Source organism: Brucella oryzae, from assembly GCF_041929965.1.
Lineage (GTDB): Bacteria > Pseudomonadota > Alphaproteobacteria > Rhizobiales > Rhizobiaceae > Brucella > Brucella oryzae.
Genome location: NZ_JBHEEO010000003.1, coordinates 148,122 through 166,368 on the forward strand (window position 1 = coordinate 148,122; position 18,247 = coordinate 166,368).

Genomic DNA, 18,247 nt, shown 5'->3' on the forward strand with positions numbered 1-18,247 from the left:
ACTTCTTCTCCTTCGACTTACCGGCGACCGTTGGGCCTGATGGCATCCCGGCGGTCGTAGCCTGCCGTCAATCCCTCCGTTGTCGCAACCGCTGTTCAATACAGCCGAAGGAATTTTATTGTCATGATGCAGAACCCCGATATCAAATACCGCCCCTTCATTTCCCCGATCGAATTGCTGGATCGCCAATGGCCGAACCGGCGTTTGACGCAGGCGCCGCGCTGGGTGTCGACAGACTTGCGCGACGGCAATCAGGCGCTCGCCGATCCGATGGACGGTGAAAAGAAATTGCGTTTCTATCGCATGCTTCTGGAAATCGGTTTCAAGGAAATCGAAGTAGCATTTCCGTCTGCTTCGCAGACAGAGTTCAATTTTGTTCGACGTTTGATCGAAGATAATCTGATACCCGACGATGTGACCATTCAGGTGCTGACGCAATCGCGAGCCGACCTGATTGCACGTACTTTCCAATCCCTGCTCGGTGTGCAACAGGCTATCGTGCATCTTTATAACGCAACCGCACCGCTATTTCGCCGCGTGGTGTTCAAGATGGAAAAAGAGGAAATCATCGATCTGGCGGTCTGTGGTGTCACCGCCATGCTGGAAGAGAGTCGGAAACAGCCCGAGACATGCTGGACTTTCGAATATTCACCCGAAACCTTCTGCTTTACCGAGCCTGACTTTGCGCTGGAAATTTGCGAGCGTGTTCTGGATGTCTGGCAACCAACGCCGGAAAACAAGGCGATCCTGAACCTTCCTGCTACCGTTGAAGTTGCAATGCCAAATGTCTATGCAGACCAGATAGAGTGGTTTTGTCGCAATCTCTCACGCCGCGACAGCGTGATTATAAGCGTGCATCCACATAACGACCGGGGAACGGCGGTTGCCGCGACGGAACAGGCCCTGCTCGCTGGTGCAGACCGTGTTGAAGGTTGCCTGTTCGGCAATGGCGAGCGCACCGGCAATGTCGATCTCGTCACGCTGGCGCTGAATTTTTATACGCAGGGCATCGATCCGGAGCTTTATTTTCCGGAGTTGCGTTCCGTTGTGCGCACGGTCGAACATTGCAATGCCTTGCCGGTTCATCCCCGTCATCCCTATGCTGGGGAGCTGGTTCATACAGCTTTTTCCGGTTCGCATCAGGACGCGATCCGCAAGGGCTTCGCCGCCCATGAAAGCCGCAATGACGGCATATGGGAAATGCCCTATCTGCCCATCGATCCGAAAGATATCGGCGAAACTTATGAAGCCGTTATCCGTGTGAACAGTCAATCGGGCAAGGGAGGTGTGGCGTGGGTGCTGGAGCAGGATCGCGGACTGAAGCTGCCGCGTCCGCTGCAGATCGATTTTAGCCGCCGTGTGCAGGCATTTGCCGACGATACCGGCAAGGAAACGACTGCTGAAATGATCTGGTCGCTGTTTAGCGACATCTATCATATCAACGAGAACGCTGACTTCGAACTGCTGAACTACAGGGAAAGCAAACCGGCGCGTAGTGGGGAGGCACGTGTCTTTGTGGGGCGTATCCGGCATCTCGGCAAGGAAATCGCCATAACCGGGCGCGGCAATGGTTTGATGTCAAGTGCAATCTCGGCATTGCAGACCGGTTGTGGCATCGATCTGGACGTTGTCGACTATCACGAACATGCGTTGAAAAAGGGCGCCTACGCACAAGCTGCCGCCTACATTGAATGCCGGACGCATGACGGACGAAAAATCTTCGGGGTTGGAATCGATAACGACATCGCAACCGCGTCGATACGGGCGGTACTGAGCGCTGCCGCGAACTTCCCACGAGAGGTTTCTAAAAAGTGAGGACGAAAACGCGATTTGCACTTGACCTCAACTAAGGTTGAGGAATTAGAGAGGCATGGCCGATTATCTGGAGTATCGTCCATGCGCTTATCGCTTCTTCTTGTTCCTCTGGCTTTTTCTACCGCCCTTATTGTCTCGACAGCTGCCTTCGGCGATGAAGGCGATGTCGTGGCGGGAGAGAAACTCTTCAAACGATGCTCTGTCTGCCACACGGCAGATGCTGATGAGAGCAAGCGTGGCCCGTCGTTAAAAGGCGTCGTCGGACGCAAGGCCGCTTCCTATCCCGGCTATCCCTATTCGGATGCGATGCGTAAGGCAGCTGCCGAAGGCCTTGTCTGGAACGAAGGCGAACTGAAGAGTTTTCTCAAGAGACCCCAAGCCAAGGTGAAAGGTACCTGGATGGTGTTTGCTGGTCTGACCAAGGACAAGGATCTTGAGAACATGATTGCTTATTTGAAGCAGCATTCCGAGTAGCTGTTTCCAGCCGATGTGGCCGAGCGGGTATCCCGCCGCAAGGCCATGGCCGGTCGGAAACGCTGCGGGGCGTTTCCGACCGGTACTACATAGGTATTCAATCTGAAGGGTTCGCAAGATGTTGAACAGAAACGTGCTGCATATAGATCGCGACCCAATCGGCGCCGTTTCTAAACGAGAATTCGCGGACGCGATGTCGCGGATGGCGGCTACCGTGTCCGTGGTAACGGCGCATGACGCTGGTGAAGCCCACGGCCGCACGGTAACTGCAGTGCTATCGCTTTCGGCGGAACCGCCGATGGTTCTGGTGTCGGTAAAAAGCGATAGCGCGCTGGCTGCGGCAATCATGACTGATGGCGGTTTCTCGCTTGCCATGCTCGCAGAGGGCCAGGAAATGATCGGTGATGCCTTTGCAGGCAAGATACCGCATGCGCAACGTTTTCTGATCGGCGTGTGGGGCGAGTGGCCGTCAGGCAGACCGCATCTCTTTGGCGCTTCGGCCGCTATCGATTGTGAATTGGCGGGCAGCGTTCCAATTGCGGATCATACGCTCTTTGCCGGGCTGGTAACGAACACCGATCTGCCTTTGCACTCACGTCCATTGTTGTGGGCGCGTCGCAACTATCGCGCGCTGAGACATGACATGGATTTATGAGATGTCTTGCGTTGTTGTGGGGTAGCAGCCTACACAATCGGCATGATTGAGTTAGACGATATGGAACAATCCGGTCTCAAGAAAAGTCTCACCGTTGGTGACGTTTCGCGGCGTGCTGGCGTGGCTGTTTCGACAGTCCATTTCTATGAAACCAAGGGCCTGATTGAGGGGTGGCGTACAGAGGGAAATCAGCGTCGCTATCACCGTGCTGTGTTGCGCCGCATCGCTATCATCAAGATCGCGCAACGCGCAGGCATCCCTCTGGCGATCATTCGTGAAGCCCTGGCGGATCTTCCGCACGACCACGTCCCGACGGCAGAGGACTGGAAAGGCTTTTCGGAAGCCTGGAAAGATATGCTTCAGGAACGTATCGACAGTCTGATGCAGCTTCGCGATCAGATAACGAGCTGTATCGGTTGCGGTTGTCTCTCGCTTTCCGAATGCCCACTGCGTAATCCCGATGACGTCCTTGGCCAACAGGGTGCCGGTCCCAGAAGGTTGATGGTCAAGACGGACAATCCGATCTGACTTCCCAGCGTCCGAACCGAACCCTCCCGACCGCCATTGCGCTCGTTCGCCGTGGCGGTTTTTCCGTGGATTTGGGCCGAATTTCGGATCGTCCAGAACTCGGTGTTTGCAATGGAAATAGCCTATTGACCTCAATCAAGGTTGAGGTCCTATAAACCGGTCGGCAACAATTCAGTTCATGGAGGCCGACAGTGCAAAGTTCGATCGAAGAGACAATTCCGGCGGGGAATGCAGAACATAAGCCTGCGGGTTGGGGTGAGCTTCTAAGCGGCAAAAATGGCCTTTATGCCTTGGCTTTGGCGGGCGGCGTCACGCTTCATGCCGTGAACATGTATATTGCCACCACAGTCATGCCGAGTGTGGTGCAGGATATTGGCGGCATGGACTTTTATGCCTGGGCCACGACGTTGTTTGTTGTTGCCTCTATCTTGGGTGCCGCGCTCACTGCACGGCTCCTGAAAAGCGCTGGCCCCCGGGGCGCTTATGTGGTCGCGACCCTATTGTTCGCAGCCGGTACACTGATTTCATCCCTTGCCATCAACATGCCGGTCATGTTGGCGGGGCGGAGTGTGCAGGGGCTTGGCGGTGGGTTCCTCTACGCGCTTGCTTATGGTCTTACCCGTGTCGTGCTGCCCGAACGTCTGTGGGGGCGGGCGATAGGCCTCATTTCCGCAATGTTCGGCGTGGCAACGCTGATCGGGCCAGCAATAGGCGGCATCTTTGCCGAATATGGCGCATGGCGTGCTGCCTTCTGGTCCTTGCTGCCTGTTGCGGGTCTTTTCGCCGTGGTCGCGTTTGCGACCTTGCCGCGCTCGAGCTGGGACAAGAATGAACGCGTTTCCATTCCGGTTCTTCAGCTTATCCTGCTGACGGGCGCGGTCCTTGCCGTCTCGGCCGGCAGCCTGTCTCAGGAGACGCTATGGAAGATCGTTGGCCTGGGCGCTGCGATATTCATGATCGCCATCATCGCAGTCGTTGATCGCGACGCCAAGGCACGTCTCCTGCCGCGCCGTTCATTCAGTCTGTCGACCCCGCTGGGGGTGCTCTACCTTACGATCGCGCTTTTGATGCTCAGTATGCAGCCTGAAATCTACGTGCCTTATCTGCTTCAGCACCTTCACGGCCAGTCTCCGCTATGGGCGGGTTATCTGGCGGCACTGATGGCTATCGGCTGGACTATCGCTTCCTTCCTGAGTTCCAAATGGCAGGAGAAAGGTGGCGACAAGCTTGTCGTAGCAGGGCCTATTCTCGCGCTTGCCGGTCTCGTCCTGCTCGCCGTGTTTCTTCCGATCCATGGTAATGGTAACTGGTCGCTGCTCGCGCCCGTTTGCCTTGGGCTCATCCTGATCGGTTTTGGGATCGGCCTTGCCTGGCCAAGCCTTGTCACGCGCGTCTATCAGAGCGCTCCATCGACCGAGCAGGATCTTGCGGCGGGTGGAATGACGACCGTGCAGCTCTTCGCTATCGCCTTCGGAACGGCTTGCGCGGGCATGGTAGCTAATTTTGCGGGTATTGCCGTGCCCGGCGGCGTGGAGGGGGCGGCAAATGCCTCGCTCTGGCTTTCGGTGATTTTCGCGCTCGCGCCAGCAATCGCGGTTGCCGTGGCATTCAAGGTCATCCGGATTACCGGTGGAAAGGACTGATCGATGCCGCGTCTCATTGCTGATATTCTCGAGTCCCGCGCCAGTCTTTTGCTGGCGCGGATCGTCCTCACCTTCGTTTTCTGGTCTAGCGGTCTGGCCAAGCTCTTCGATTTCGGTGCCAATGCCGCAGAGATGGAAGGTCTTGGACTTTATCCTGGCTGGCTGTTCAACACTGCCACCCTGCTTCTGCAAATCGGCGGGTCGTTGATGATCATCCTCAACCGTGGCGCCTGGCTGGCTTGTGGTGCTCTTGCTGTCTTTACGATTTTTACTATTCCCATCGCTCATCCGTTCTGGGCGAAAGAAGGAGAAGAGGCGTTCCGGGATATGACGGTGGCACTGGAACACATATCGCTGATCGGCGGTCTCGCTATCGCCGCCATTCTATCGCGCAAGATCTAAATCACTAGACGCGCGGATTGCCCTGCCTGTACCTTGCCTGTCATCGGATCGACAGGCAGGGAGGGCCTCGCATGGATGTGACGATCATAACGGGAGCATCGGAAGGAATAGGTGCAGAAACTGCACGGCAGATTGCCCGGCGTGACCGCGCCAATGCTGCTCTTGTGCTCGCTGCGCGTAATGTGGAAAATCTGGAAAATCTGGCCGCCGAATTGCGGCAACTGGGCAGCTCGGCCCTTGTGATACCCACCGACGTAAAGGATCGCGCTGCCTGCATCGCCCTGATCGACAAGGCGGTTTCCGCCTATGGTCGCATCGATACGCTGATTGTGAATGCGGGCATGTCGGCCCATGCCAATTTTGCCGAGATCAAGCCGGATGATCTCGATTGGATGCATGACCTGATGGAGTTGAACTATTGGGGCAGTGTCTGGCCTATTCATGCTGCACTTCCGCATCTTGCCGCCAGCAAGGGGCGGATCGTTGCTGTTTCTTCTGTTGCCGGGTTGATCGGTGTGCCGGGGCGCACCGCCTATAGCGGAACGAAGTTCGCCCTCTCAGGCTTCTGCGAGGCGCTTCGCGCGGAACTGACCCCCAGCGGTATTTCCGTGACAATCGTCTATCCGGGTGTCGTCAAAACCGACATTCGCAAAGTCGGTTATGGTGCAAGCGGTGCCGCTCTTGGAACGAGCGGTGTGCGGGAAGATGACATGATGCCCGTCGAGGAAGCTGTGCGGTTGATGCTGGATGGCGTGGAGGCGCGCAAGCGTGAAGTGTTGATGACGCGCCAGATGCGATTCGGGCGGTGGTTGAAACTTATCGCCCCAACGCTGGTAGACCGCATGGCGCTCAAGGCGATTAAATCGGAGTTCAGACCGAAACCGATCAAACCCGCAAGATAAACAGCGATAATCCCTGCTATTCACAGGGCTGCCAGAATGGCCCGCTCATTTTACGTTTTGCCGCCAACTACCCGTTGACGGGATTTTTACTTCAGCTACTATATATAGTGTTCTAGGTTCTTTCGATTCGTTGGATCGAAAGCTAAGACGGGAATTCGGTGCGTTTCATCCATGATGGATGCGGCAATGCCGGAGCTGCCCCCGCAACTGTAAGCGGAGAGTTCTGTTCATCATGTCACTGGCTTTGGCTGGGAAGGCGGACAGAACGTTGATCCGTGAGCCAGGAGACCTGCCTTGAACGAGTACGTCCACGGGCGGGGTGTCCGGTTGGCGCGCAATTATGTGTGGCAAACTATTGCCTTGCCGATTGCTGCCCCGAACTTCCGCTTTGTTTTTACGCATTACCTTAAGCAAAGCCGCTTCGCACTTTTGCTGGAAATGCTCATAACTTCGGGGTGAAGTCCATGTTCAGTCTATTCAGTTTCGGTTCCGGTCCTCCCTTCGCGGCATAGTTTGTGCGGTCAGGCTGCTTATTTGCGGCTGGCCGATCCCCTGTCTTGTGTCTTTCAACGCGCATTTTGCGATGCGCGAACGGCTCTTTGCGTCCTCCCAACCAGCGAGAAAAAAATGAACGTTACCGTTTACAGCAAGCCCGCCTGCGTCCAATGCACGGCCACCACCCGCGCCCTCGACCGCCAGGGTATCGAATATGAAGTCATCGATATTTCCGCCGATGCCGATGCTTTCCATCTCGTTCAGGGCATGGGTTATCGCCAGGTGCCGGTGGTGGTCGCGGGTGAATCCCATTGGGCGGGCTTCCGGCCCGATATGATCAGCGCGCTCGCCTGAGGGCTGCGGTCACATGAGCCTGATCGTCTATTTTTCCAGCCGATCGGAGAATACGCATCGGTTTGTCGAGCGGCTTGGAATGCGGTCGAACCGTATCCCGATGGACGGTTCAGGCGGATTGCAGGTGCGTGAGCCGTTCGTGCTCGTGACGCCCACATATGGTGGCGGCGGCTCCAAGGGCGCTGTCCCCAAGCCTGTGATCCGCTTCCTCAACGACGAGAGCAACCGCTCTTTCATCCGCGGCGTGATTGCCGCGGGAAACAGCAATTTCGGCGAGGCTTTCTGTATCGCCGGCAACATTATCTCCGCCAAATGTCAGGTTCCCTATCTCTACCGCTTCGAGCTTCTGGGAACCGATGAGGACATTGGCAATGTCAAAAACGGGATGGAACGATTTTGGACACGGCAGACACGACCCTGATCCGGGAGCGCGAGGCATGGCCAGCGGTGCAGGATGCGCCTCTAGCGACAACTACCAACAGCAGCACACCGTCAAAATCCTCGGACGGGATGGATTATCACGCGCTTAACGCGATGCTGAACCTCTATGATGACGAGGGGAAAATCCAGCTTGATCGCGACCGGCAGGCTGCGCGGCAATATTTCCTCCAGCACGTGAACCAGAACACCGTCTTTTTCCATAACTTGCGGGAAAAGCTCGATTATCTGGTGACGGAAGGTTATTACGAACAGGACGTGCTGGACCAGTATTCCTTCAATTTCGTGCGCGATCTTTTCGACGAAGCCTATGCGAAGAAATTCCGGTTTCCGACCTTTCTCGGCGCATTCAAATATTACACCAGCTATACGCTGAAAACCTTCGACGGAAAGCGCTATCTGGAGCGCTATGAAGACCGCGTCTGCATGGTGGCGCTGGCGCTGGCACGCGGCAATGAGCAGCTTGCGCACGATCTGATGGAAGAGATCATTTCAGGCCGCTACCAGCCTGCGACGCCTACATTCCTCAATGCGGGAAAGAAACAGCGCGGCGAGCTCGTCTCGTGTTTTCTGCTGCGTGTCGAGGACAATATGGAGTCCATCGGCCGCTCCATCAATTCGGCTCTGCAATTGTCGAAACGGGGTGGCGGGGTGGCCTTGAGCCTTACCAATATTCGCGAGGCGGGCGCCCCTATCAAGCAGATCCAGAATCAGTCATCCGGCATCATTCCGGTGATGAAGCTTCTTGAGGATTCCTTTTCCTACGCCAATCAGCTCGGCGCGCGGCAAGGCGCTGGCGCTGTCTATCTGCACGCACACCACCCGGATATCATGCGTTTTCTCGACACGAAGCGGGAAAACGCCGACGAGAAAATCCGTATCAAAACCTTGTCGCTTGGTGTGGTCATTCCGGACATTACCTTCGAACTCGCGAAGAATAACGAGGATATGTACCTCTTCTCGCCCTATGATGTGGAGCGGGTTTACGGCGTACCGCTGACCGAGATTTCGGTCACCGAAAAATATCGGGAAATGGTCGATGAGGCGCGTATTACCAAGAAGAAGATCAATGCGCGCGAGTTCTTTCAGGTGCTGGCGGAAATCCAGTTCGAATCCGGTTATCCCTATATCATGTTCGAGGACACGGTGAATCGCGCCAATCCGATCGACGGACGCATCACCATGAGCAATCTCTGTTCGGAAATCCTCCAGGTGAGTGAGGCGAGCATCTTCGGCGAAGACCTTTCCTATGATCATCTCGGCAAGGATATTTCGTGCAATCTGGGTTCGCTCAACATTGCAGCAGCAATGGACTCGCCCGATTTCGGCAAGACCATCGAGACCTCCATCCGCGCTCTGACTGCAGTTTCCGATATGAGCCATATAGGTTCCGTGCCGTCGGTCGCCCGAGGGAATGATGAAAGCCATGCCATCGGTCTCGGCCAGATGAACCTGCATGGTTATCTCGCCCGCGAGCGGATTTACTACGGCTCGGAGGAAGGCGTCGATTTCACGAATATCTATTTTTATACGGTGACCTATCACGCAATCCGCGCATCGAACCGGATTGCGATGGAAACGGGGAAATCGTTCAAGGGGTTCGAGAAATCCAGATATGCGTCGGGCGAATATTTCGATAAATATACCGATCAGCTTTGGGAACCGGCGACCGAAAAGGTTCGCGAAATCTTCGAAAAGGCTGGCATTGCGATCCCGTCGCAAGACGACTGGCGCGACCTGAAAAACGCGGTGATGGAGGGCGGACTTTATAACCAGAACCTTCAGGCCGTGCCGCCGACGGGCTCCATCTCCTACATCAATCATTCAACATCCTCGATTCATCCGATCGTGTCGAAGATTGAAATCCGCAAGGAGGGCAAGATCGGTCGCGTCTACTATCCGGCAGCCTTCATGACCAATGACAATCTCGATTATTATCAGGATGCCTATGAGATCGGGCCGGAGAAGATCATCGATACTTATGCGGCGGCGACGCAGCACGTCGATCAGGGTCTGTCTCTGACATTGTTCTTCCGCGATACGGCAACCACCCGCGACATCAACCGCGCGCAGATCTACGCGTGGAAGAAGGGCATCAAGACTATCTATTACATCCGCCTGCGCCAGATGGCGCTCTCCGGCACGGAAGTGCAGGGCTGCGTTTCCTGCGCCCTCTGACCACTGGTGATGACCATGAATATTCAAGTGAAGACCAAGAACACGAAGCCTGCAGCCGTGCGCGCGATCAACTGGAACCGGATCGAAGATGAGAAAGACCTTGAGGTCTGGAACCGTCTGACCGGCAATTTCTGGCTGCCGGAAAAAGTGCCGCTTTCCAATGACATTCAGTCATGGGAGACGCTGAAACCGCAGGAAAAGCAGCTGACGATCCGCGTTTTCACTGGGCTGACGCTTCTCGACACGATCCAAAACGCAGTCGGCGCAGTGAAACTGATGGATGATGCAGCGACACCGCATGAAGAAGCGGTGCTGTCTAACATCTCCTTTATGGAGGCAGTTCATGCGCGGTCTTATTCGTCGATCTTCTCGACGCTGTGTCTGACGCCGGATGTTGACGATGCCTATCGTTGGTCCGAGGAAAACGAATTCCTGCAGCGCAAGTCTGTCCTGATCCTGGACCAGTATCGCGCGGATGATCCGCTGAAAAAGAAGATCGCCAGTGTCTTTCTGGAGAGCTTTCTGTTCTATTCTGGCTTTTATCTGCCCATGTACTGGTCGAGCCGGGCAAAGCTGACGAATACGGCCGATCTTATCCGGCTCATCATTCGGGATGAAGCCGTGCATGGCTATTACATTGGTTATAAATTCCAGCGCGGACTGGAGCGGCTGAACGAAGAGCAGAAGCAGACGATCAAGGATTTTGCCTTCGAGCTTCTGCTGGAACTTTACGACAATGAAGTTCGCTACACCGAGGCGCTCTACGATGGTGTTGGCTTGACCGAAGACGTCAAGAAATTCCTGCACTACAACGCCAACAAAGCCCTCATGAACCTCGGCTATGAGGCACTCTTCCCGGCTGAAGCATGCAAGGTCAACCCGGCGATTCTGTCCGCTCTTTCGCCGAATGCGGACGAAAACCACGACTTTTTCTCCGGTTCCGGCTCGTCTTACGTCATCGGCAAGGCGGTCGCGACCGAGGATGAAGATTGGAGTTTCTGATCTCATCTCGGCGCCGTGTGATACCGGCGCCGAAACCTTCCGCTACGGACATGACGTTGACGTTACGGTCTTGTTTTGCGACACATGCATGATGCAGACCGCTATTACAATCGATCAGGACTATCTCGTAACACGGCTCAAGGCGCTTCTTGCCATACCCAGCCCCACCGGCTTTACCGACGAAGCCGTGCGTTACGTTGCGCGAGAGCTTGAGCATCTTGGGCTTGAGGTTATGCTGACGCGCCGGGGTGCTATTCGGGCGCGCAGGGCGGGCCTCACGGAGAGACCGGCACGCGGGATTGTATCGCATGTCGATACGCTCGGCGCGCAGGTAAAATATCTGAAGGAAAACGGGCGGCTGGAGCTGGTTTCCATCGGCAACTGGTCGGCACGTTTCGCCGAAGGTGCCCGCGTTTCTATCTTCTCGTCCAAAGGAATTTATCGCGGTTCGATCCTGCCGCTGAAAGCTTCCGGCCATACATTCAATGAGGAAGTCGATACGCAGCCGGTCGGTTGGCCCTATGTCGAACTCCGTGTCGACGCGCTCGCCCGAAATCGTGATGATCTGCTGCAGCTCGGTATCGATGTCGGTGACATAGTGGCTGTCGATCCCGCGCCCGAATTCATCGATAATGGCTTCATTGTCTCGCGCCACCTCGATGACAAGGCAGGTGTCGCCATCATGCTTGCGGCTCTCGAAGCGATGCAGAGAGCCAATGTGGAAACACCGGTCGACAGCTATTGGCTGTTTACGATCGGCGAGGAAGTTGGGGTGGGTGCTTCTGCGATTGTTGTGCCGGATATTGCCTCGCTGGTTGCTATCGATAATGGCACCACCGCACCGGGCCAGAATTCATCGGAGTTCGGTGTTACGCTCGCCATGGCGGACCAGACTGGACCGTTCGATTACCATCTGACGAAGAAACTCCACGAGCTATGCGGAGAGCATGACATTCAGGTCCAGAAGGATGTGTTCCGCTATTACCGGTCCGATGCCGCCTCTGCGGTCGAGGCAGGACATGATGTGCGCACGGCTTTGCTGACCTTCGGTGTCGATGCCTCGCATGGTTATGAGCGCATTCATCTGAGTGCGCTGACTTCCATTGCCAAACTTACGGTTCACTACGCGATGAGCGAAGTCGAGATCAAGCGCGATGCCGAGGAAACCGCCAAGGGCCTCAAAGGTTTCACGCATCAGAAATCGACCAAGGCAGAGCAGGATTTGAGACCGGAGGATACGCCTGCAGAATAGGCTCTGAACTTTCTGAAATCACAAGCGGGCTCAGGCCCGTTTTTTAGTCTCGCAAAAATTAATTATGATAATTCATTGATAGTCGTTGATTTATGCCTATAAATTAGAGTCTGACGGATTTGACAAATGAAGGGGAACCCTATGAGAAGGTTATTCCGTGCCGTCCTGACTGCTATGGCGCTTTCAGTCGCTGGGGCCGGCACAGTCGCGCTGGCGCAAACGCCGCCCAATGTGCTGATTGTCGGGCAGATTGCAGAGCCGCAATCGCTCGATCCGCATACAGTCACGGCCACCAATGATTTCCGCATCCTCGTCAATATTTATGACGGCCTTGTGCGCTACAAGGACGGAACGCTGGAAGTTGAACCAGCTCTGGCGGAAAGCTGGACGATTTCGGATGACGGAAAAACCTATACGTTCAAGCTGCGTCAGGGCGTAAAGTTCCATGACGGATCGGATTTCAATGCCGAAGCCGTCAAGTTCAACTTCGACAGAATGCTGAAGGAAGATCATCCGTTTTATAACACCGGGCCATTCCCGCTCTCGTTCAACTTCTCGTCCATTGATGCAGTCAATGCGCTTGACGAACACACTGTTGAATTCAAGCTGAAGGAACCTTTTGCGCCGTTCCTGTCCAATCTGGCCTACCCAACCGGCCTGATCGTTTCACCGGAGGCGGTCAAGAAATACGGTAAGGAATTTGGTCGTCACCCATCAGGCACAGGTCCGTTCAAGTTCGCCGAATGGCAGTCGGGCCAGCGTGTGGTGGTCGAACGCAATCCCGATTATTGGGATAAAGCGCCAGCATTGGAAGCAATCGTGTTCCGTCCGATCACCGATGCTAATACCCGTGTCGCAGAGATGATGGCTGGCGGGCTGGATGTCATGGTGGAAGTTCCGCCGGATAATCTTGCCACTTTCAAGCAGGATGCAAATTTCGCGGTTGCCGAACAGGCAGGCCCTCATGTCTGGTTCACCATCCTGAACGCGAAAAGCGGTCCGTTCGCGGATAAGAAAGTGCGTCAGGCGGCTAACTATGCGGTCAACAAGCAGGGGCTTGTCGACAATGTTCTGCAGGGGTCCGCAACCGTCGCTGCGGGGCCGATTCCGCCAGCCTTCAACTGGGTCGAGAACAAAACCGAACCCTATCCCTATGATCCGGAAAAGGCCAAGGCGCTCCTTGCCGAAGCTGGTGCAAGCAATCCCGAGATAACGTTTTACGTAACGGAAGGCGGGTCGGGTATGCTCGATCCAATCACCATGGGGGCCGCAATACAGGCCGATCTTCAGGCTGTGGGCTTCAAGGTCAAGATTGAAACCTATGAGTGGAACACCTTCCTTGGCAGGGTCAATCCGGGACTGGAGGGCAAGGCCGATATGGCAGAGATGGCGTGGATGACCAATGATCCGGACACGGTGCCCTATCTGACGCTTCGCAGCGATGCATTGCCGGACAAGGGCGGCTTCAATTCCGGTTACTATTCCAACCCCAAAGTGGATGAGCTTCTGGAAAAGGCGCGGTCATCGACCGATCAAACCGAGCGCGGCAAGCTTTATGGCGAAGTGCAGAGCATCGTCCATGACGATGCACCATGGCTGTTCGTGGCGAACTGGAAACAGAACGCAGTCACCACTGCTGCCGTCAAGGGTTTCAAGCTGCAGCCGTCCTTCCTGCTGCATTTGAAAGACGTTACCAAGGAATAAGCGAGGAGGGCATTCATGCCAGCCTATATCCTCAAGCGACTTTTGGCCGTTGTTCCTGTGTTGCTCGGGCTCTCGATCATCGTTTTTCTTGTCATGGCAATGATCCCGGGTGACACGGCAACCGCGTTGCTCGGATCATACGCAACACCGGAAAATGTAGAGCGGATCAATCGCGATCTCGGTCTCGACAAGCCATTGCTGCAACAATACTTCATCTGGATGAGCAATCTCCTGCATGGAGATTTCGGGCGTTCCTTCGTGCTCAATCGTCCGGTGCTGGACGAGGTTTTCGAACGTTTTCAGGCTACACTCGTCCTCGCGGGCGTAGCACTGGTGCTCTGTTCTGTGTTCGGGCTGCTTGCAGGCATCGTTTCGGCAGTGCGCCAGTTCGGATGGGCGGATAGGACGATCACTTTCATCGTGCTTGCCGGAATTTCCATTCCTTCATTCTGGTTGGGACTGCTCCTGATCTATCTGTTCGCGGTTCATTGGCGCATTCTGCCAGCCTCCGGCATGTATGCCGTTTATGGCGGCGGTGACCTGAAGGATCTGCTATGGCATCTGATCCTTCCCGCCACGACGCTGGCCGTGGTGGCGGCAGGCGTGATCGCGCGTCTGACCCGCAGCGCGATGCTGGAAGTGCTTCGCCAGGACTATATCCGGACGGCCCGGGCCAAAGGTCTCAACGAACGTCGCGTGATTTACGGTCATGCGTTTCGCGCCGCACTGGTCAGCGTCATTCCCGTTATAGGTATTCAGGCAGGTTTCGTTCTGGGTGGCGCTGTCTACATCGAGACCGTGTTCCAGTGGCCGGGTATCGGCGCCATGCTGGTGAAAGCCATTTCCACCCGCGATATTCTGCTGGTGCAGGGTGGCGTACTTGTGGTCGCCGCCAGTTATGTCCTCTTCAATCTGCTGGCTGATGTCATCCAGACCATGCTCGATCCAAGGATACGCTCATGAGCGCGCTTCCAGAAATTTCTGCCGCGCCAGTGGCTGGTCGCATGTCCTCCTGGCGTCTCCTGATGAGCAATCGTCTGGCAGCTTTCGGCCTTTTTCTACTGGTCCTGATCTGCCTTGTCATTTTGCTGGCTCCGGTTCTTCCGCTTCCCGATCCCGATGCCACTTCTCCCGCAATGCGATTGAAACCCATATTCAGCGAGGGGCATCTTCTGGGAACGGATCAGCTCGGGCGCGATATATTGAGCCGTGTCATATGGGGCACGCGGGTTTCTGTGGCGGTTGGTTTTGCAGCGACGCTGATTGCAGCAATTATCGGTTCTGCTATCGGGCTTGTGGCTGGCTATGCGGGCGGACGAACCGACAACCTGATGATGCGCGGCATCGATATGCTGATGGCGTTTCCCTATATTCTGCTGGCATTGGCTATCGTGGCGGTGCTTGGACCCGGTCTGATGAATGCTCTCTATGCGATTGCAGTGGTCAATATTCCGTTCTTCGCGCGTAATGTTCGCGGGGTTACGCTTGGTCTCGCGCATCGTGAGTTTATTGATGCTGCCCGGCTCTCCGGGAAAAGTCCGGTTTCGATCCTGTTAAGCGAAGTGCTGCCCAATGTGCTGCCGGTTATCGTCATTACCATGTCCACAACCGCAGGCTGGATGATCCTTGAAACGGCGGGCTTGAGCTTTCTCGGTCTTGGTGCACAGCCGCCGCAGGCCGATCTCGGCTCCATGCTTGGTGAGGGACGTGCCCAACTGTTCAATGCCCCGCACGTCTCCATCGTGCCGGGCTTGATGATTTTCCTGCTGGTCATCAGTCTCAATGTATTGGGAGACGGAGTGCGTGATGTTCTCGATCCGCGATTGCGCTCGGGTGCGCTGGCGCGGCCGGGAGCGGTAACCGATATTGCCAAGGACCGTTCATCACCCGTAATCAGGGATAGTGGCAACGCTCTTTCGATTGCGGGTTTGGAAACGGGCTTTGTCAATGGCGGGCATTTCACCCCCGCTGTCCGCAATGTTTCACTGGAGCTTGAACGCGGCGAATGTCTCGGTCTGATAGGGGAGAGCGGATCGGGCAAGAGCGTAACTGCTTTGTCGGTGATGGGGCTGGTGGCATCCCCACCCGGACTTATCCGCAATGGTGCGATCTATCTCGGTGACCGGGACGTTCTTGCAATGTCTGAAACCGAGTTGACGGCGGCACGGGGCGCAAGAGTTGCCTACGTGTTTCAGGACCCGCTGACGACCTTGCATCCCATGTATCCGATCGGACGGCAGGTCGAGGAAGCGATTGCAGCGCATCGGCGGATTGGAGCCAGCGAGCGGCGGGAACAGGCGATTGCGCTTCTTGACAAGGTTGGCATTCCGGATGCTGCGGAGCGGGCTAATCACTATCCGCACCAGCTTTCAGGTGGCCAACGCCAGCGTGTAGGCATTGCCATGGCTTTGGCCAACGATCCCGATATCATTATTGCAGATGAGCCGACCACGGCGCTCGATGTCACCGTACAGGCGAGGATTCTCGAATTGCTGCGTGATCTCCAGCGCGAGCGCGGCATGGCTCTCCTGTTTATCACCCATGATTTTGGAGTGGTTTCGGAGATTTGCGACCGCGTGGCGGTAATGAAAGGTGGCGAGATTGTCGAGACAGGCACGACATCTGAAGTTCTTTCCAACCCGCAGCACATCTATACGAGACGCTTGATAGCCTGCGTTCCCGAACTTGGGCAGGGCGCCGGTTTCCTGGATCGTGTGGCGGGTCTCTTCAAGCGAGAACACGGAAAGGCGGCAGGATGAGCGAAAATGCGATCAGCGTTCGGGAACTCACCAAAACCTTCGGTGGCGGACGAACACTTCTGGGGAAAGAGCGTCACAAGGTCGAGGCCGTTAAAAATGTTTCGTTCGATCTGAGAAGCGGCGAGACATTGGCGATTGTCGGTGAAAGCGGATCGGGCAAAAGCACGCTCGCCCGAATGCTTGTCGGTCTGACAGAACCGACGGGCGGTACGATGACAATTGCTGGCCGCGATGCGCATGAATTGCGAAATTCCGGTGCGCGGGCGTTCGGCAAGGTCATACAATATGTCTTTCAGGATCCTGTTGCTTCGCTCAATCCGAGAAAGACGATCCGGCAGATATTGGAAACGCCTCTCAAGCTTCTGAACGGGTTGGATTCCGCTCGACGGAAACAACGCATGATCCAGTTGCTGGACGCCGTTCAGATGCCGAAGGATACGCTGGAACGCTATCCGCACGAATTTTCAGGCGGGCAGGCACAACGTATCGCCATTGCGCGAACGCTGGCTGCCGAAGCGGAAATCGTGGTGCTCGATGAACCGGTTAGCGCATTGGACGTCTCTGTTCAGGCGCAGGTTCTTTTGCTTCTGGATCAATTGAAGAAAGAGTTCGGTCTCTCCTATCTCTTCATCAGTCACGACCTAGCTGTGGTGGAAGCCATCTCCGACAGGGTTGCGGTGATGTATTTCGGGGAAATCGTTGAGGAAGCGACCGCAAGCGATCTTTTTGCCAGACCGGAACATGCCTATACACGACAACTCGTGGAAAGCGCACCGCGCATCAGGAGAGAGTAGCAAGATATGGTCAGGACGGGCCGGAATTCCGATCACCAACCGCAATCGCGTACGAGGGAGGCCAAAGCCCGTCGGCGACCCGAGGAGATCGCCGACCGTATCAAGGATGTTATCCGTTCCGATGCATTGAAACCGGGAGATCGACTGCCACAGGAAAAGGAACTGATTGATCAGTTCAAGGCCGCCAAGGGGACGGTGCGCGAAGCGATGAAGGCGCTGGAGACGCAGGGGCTGATTTTTACGCGCAGCGGCCCCGGCGGTGGCGCTTTTGTGGCTGAACCTTCTGCCCAGCACGCAATGGAAATGCTGGGGAGCTATTTTTTCTTCGACCAGCCGAGCCTTGCCGAAGTCTACGCCATCCGCAAGCTTCTCGAGCCAGAGGTTGCGGCCATCCTGTCAGGAAGATTGACTGACGATGACATTGCCCGGCTGGAAAATACAATGCGGGTCTATGACCGCCCGCCGGTCGATCTCGACGACCAGTATCGCCAGCGTGTCGCGGAGCTGGATTTCCATTCGTTGCTGGCGCAGCTTTGTCCCAACCGTTTGCTGGGTTTCATCTGTGGATTGACCCATAATTTGTTGCGAAGCCTACCAATCGCACGTGCAATCTATGCCGATCCGACACCAGCCTCACGTGAGGAAGGGCTCATCTTTCAGCATCGATTACTGACGGCGCTCGTTGAAAATCGCAGCGAAGATGCCCGTTGTATTGCGTATGAGCATATGGTGTCTGCCGAAAGATATATGCTTTCCAAGGAGGGATCGATCAGGGAAACGGTGTAACGGGCCCAAAAAGTTGGGAACCATCCCGGCGCTCCCGCATTAGCAATTATGCAGGCCGCCGCCATA

17 protein-coding genes and 1 riboswitch are annotated in these 18,247 nt (G+C 55.7%); all 17 genes read left to right on the top strand.

Annotated elements, in window-relative coordinates:
- The first annotated feature begins 123 nt into the window (after positions 1–123).
- The gene (leuA, locus tag JNC70_RS04160) at positions 124–1,815 is read left to right on the top strand and encodes a 2-isopropylmalate synthase (RefSeq protein WP_104755590.1); all 1,692 of its coding nucleotides are present in this window, start codon (positions 124–126) and stop codon (positions 1,813–1,815) included.
- 81 nt (positions 1,816–1,896) lie between these two features.
- Positions 1,897–2,289, top strand: coding sequence for a c-type cytochrome (locus JNC70_RS04165; protein WP_211693765.1), 393 nt, complete (start codon positions 1,897–1,899; stop codon positions 2,287–2,289).
- 118 nt (positions 2,290–2,407) lie between these two features.
- A complete protein-coding gene (locus JNC70_RS04170; protein WP_104755589.1) occupies positions 2,408–2,944 on the top strand; it encodes a flavin reductase family protein in 537 nt (178 codons plus the stop codon).
- Between the two features lie 60 nt (positions 2,945–3,004).
- Positions 3,005–3,472 (top strand): redox-sensitive transcriptional activator SoxR, encoded by a 468-nt coding sequence (gene soxR, locus JNC70_RS04175; RefSeq protein ID WP_104755588.1) that lies wholly within the window; start codon positions 3,005–3,007, stop codon positions 3,470–3,472.
- Between the two features lie 191 nt (positions 3,473–3,663).
- Positions 3,664–5,115 carry an MFS transporter gene (locus JNC70_RS04180; protein ID WP_104755587.1) on the top strand — a complete coding sequence of 484 codons (1,452 nt, stop codon included), beginning with the start codon at positions 3,664–3,666 and terminating at the stop codon, positions 5,113–5,115.
- 3 nt (positions 5,116–5,118) lie between these two features.
- Positions 5,119–5,517: a DoxX family protein gene (locus tag JNC70_RS04185; protein ID WP_104755586.1), complete on the top strand. Its 399-nt coding sequence runs from the start codon at positions 5,119–5,121 to the stop codon at positions 5,515–5,517.
- Positions 5,518–5,588: 71 nt separating this feature from the next.
- Positions 5,589–6,419: an SDR family oxidoreductase gene (locus JNC70_RS04190; RefSeq protein WP_104755585.1), complete on the top strand. Its 831-nt coding sequence runs from the start codon at positions 5,589–5,591 to the stop codon at positions 6,417–6,419.
- A 97-nt stretch (positions 6,420–6,516) separates the two neighbouring features.
- Positions 6,517–6,730: riboswitch (cobalamin riboswitch) on the top strand.
- Positions 6,731–7,046: 316 nt separating this feature from the next.
- Positions 7,047–7,268, top strand: coding sequence for a glutaredoxin-like protein NrdH (nrdH, locus tag JNC70_RS04195; protein ID WP_061346668.1), 222 nt, complete (start codon positions 7,047–7,049; stop codon positions 7,266–7,268).
- Positions 7,269–7,281: 13 nt separating this feature from the next.
- Positions 7,282–7,689 carry a class Ib ribonucleoside-diphosphate reductase assembly flavoprotein NrdI gene (nrdI, locus tag JNC70_RS04200; RefSeq protein WP_061346667.1) on the top strand — a complete coding sequence of 136 codons (408 nt, stop codon included), beginning with the start codon at positions 7,282–7,284 and terminating at the stop codon, positions 7,687–7,689.
- Positions 7,665–9,884: a class 1b ribonucleoside-diphosphate reductase subunit alpha gene (gene nrdE / locus JNC70_RS04205; RefSeq protein ID WP_104755584.1), complete on the top strand. Its 2,220-nt coding sequence runs from the start codon at positions 7,665–7,667 to the stop codon at positions 9,882–9,884. Before nrdI ends, nrdE begins: the two co-directional genes overlap by 25 nt.
- Before the next feature lie 15 nt (positions 9,885–9,899).
- The gene (gene nrdF, locus JNC70_RS04210; protein WP_104755724.1) at positions 9,900–10,886 is read left to right on the top strand and encodes a class 1b ribonucleoside-diphosphate reductase subunit beta; all 987 of its coding nucleotides are present in this window, start codon (positions 9,900–9,902) and stop codon (positions 10,884–10,886) included.
- A gap of 91 nt (positions 10,887–10,977) precedes the next feature.
- A complete protein-coding gene (locus JNC70_RS04215) occupies positions 10,978–12,138 on the top strand; it encodes an osmoprotectant NAGGN system M42 family peptidase (RefSeq protein WP_104755723.1) in 1,161 nt (386 codons plus the stop codon).
- A 141-nt stretch (positions 12,139–12,279) separates the two neighbouring features.
- Positions 12,280–13,842, top strand: coding sequence for an ABC transporter substrate-binding protein (locus tag JNC70_RS04220; RefSeq protein WP_104755583.1), 1,563 nt, complete (start codon positions 12,280–12,282; stop codon positions 13,840–13,842).
- A 15-nt stretch (positions 13,843–13,857) separates the two neighbouring features.
- Positions 13,858–14,805 (top strand): ABC transporter permease, encoded by a 948-nt coding sequence (locus tag JNC70_RS04225; protein ID WP_104755582.1) that lies wholly within the window; start codon positions 13,858–13,860, stop codon positions 14,803–14,805.
- Positions 14,802–16,601 carry a dipeptide/oligopeptide/nickel ABC transporter permease/ATP-binding protein gene (locus JNC70_RS04230; protein ID WP_104755581.1) on the top strand — a complete coding sequence of 600 codons (1,800 nt, stop codon included), beginning with the start codon at positions 14,802–14,804 and terminating at the stop codon, positions 16,599–16,601. Before JNC70_RS04225 ends, JNC70_RS04230 begins: the two co-directional genes overlap by 4 nt.
- Complete coding sequence (locus tag JNC70_RS04235) at positions 16,598–17,395, top strand: ATP-binding cassette domain-containing protein (RefSeq protein WP_104755580.1); 798 nt, start codon at positions 16,598–16,600, stop codon at positions 17,393–17,395. Before JNC70_RS04230 ends, JNC70_RS04235 begins: the two co-directional genes overlap by 4 nt.
- 6 nt (positions 17,396–17,401) lie before the next feature.
- Entirely contained in the window at positions 17,402–18,181 is a 780-nt protein-coding gene (locus JNC70_RS04240) for a FadR/GntR family transcriptional regulator (RefSeq protein WP_104755579.1), read from the top strand.
- Positions 18,182–18,247: the final 66 nt, after the last annotated feature.